Origin of the sequence: Komagataeibacter oboediens, assembly GCF_003207815.1 — a bacterium.
Taxonomy (GTDB): Bacteria; Pseudomonadota; Alphaproteobacteria; order Acetobacterales; family Acetobacteraceae; genus Komagataeibacter; species Komagataeibacter oboediens.
In genome coordinates this window covers 1-567 of record NZ_NKTX01000265.1, presented here as the reverse complement: position 1 = coordinate 567, position 567 = coordinate 1, and the positions used below count along the sequence as shown (strand labels likewise).

Below are 567 nucleotides of genomic sequence, written 5' to 3'. Positions count from 1 at the left end.
GGTCGCTGCAGGCGGCTCGCCAAAGACTGGGAAAAGTCCATAGCCTCGTCAACAGCGTGGACTTTGATCGCCTCAATCCGCATGCTGACCCGCAGAACCACAAGGCATTGTCAGTGCTGAAAAACTTTCGGATCAGGCTCATACAGTGTCCATGTGGGTGCGCCGATTACGACCGGCCCGCGCAGCAGTTCCAGGTCATCACGCAGCGCAGGCCATGGGGCAGGGGCGTTCATGCCGCACGTCCCGCCCGGCAAACTAGAACGACAGCCATTGCCGTACCACGCCCAGTGGCCTGCGCAGCGCCCACAGCACCAGCATGTGCCGCGGCCCGTAAATACGCACCGTACCGCGCAGGCCAAGACGGATATCATGGTCCAGATCGGCGCGCAGCGTATAGGCCAATGTGCCCGCAGGGGTGGGCGTGCTGGCATAGGACGTGAACACCAGATGCCCGTCCGCCGGATGGTCTGTTAAGCGGCATGGAAAAGTGACCCCTTCGGAAGGGGGACAGGCAGCCAAAAACGACCCCTTTCTGAGAAACGGGTTCACGATGGCCTTCATGCTGAA

1 protein-coding gene and 2 pseudogenes are annotated in these 567 nt (G+C 61.2%); 1 reads left to right on the top strand and 2 read right to left on the bottom strand.

What is annotated here, in order from left to right; all coding sequences use genetic code 11:
* Nucleotides 1–120, top strand: a pseudogene (locus CFR80_RS18785) (IS5/IS1182 family transposase); the annotation flags it as partial.
* On the opposite strand, the gene CFR80_RS20080 reads toward CFR80_RS18785, so the two are convergent.
* Both CFR80_RS20080 and CFR80_RS18780 read right to left on the bottom strand, forming a co-directional pair.
* Nucleotides 111–233 carry a hypothetical protein gene (locus CFR80_RS20080; protein WP_258367979.1) on the bottom strand — a complete coding sequence of 41 codons (123 nt, stop codon included), beginning with the start codon at nucleotides 231–233 and terminating at the stop codon, nucleotides 111–113. The pseudogene CFR80_RS18785 and the gene CFR80_RS20080 sit on opposite strands and share 10 nt — an antisense overlap.
* 22 nt (nucleotides 234–255) lie before the next feature.
* A pseudogene (locus CFR80_RS18780) lies at nucleotides 256–567 on the bottom strand (hypothetical protein); the annotation flags it as partial.

Coding starts and splice junctions, on each gene's coding strand:
- CFR80_RS20080 (WP_258367979.1), bottom strand. CDS start 233: ATGAACGCCCCTGCCCCATGGCCTGCGCTGCGTGATGACCTGGAACTG.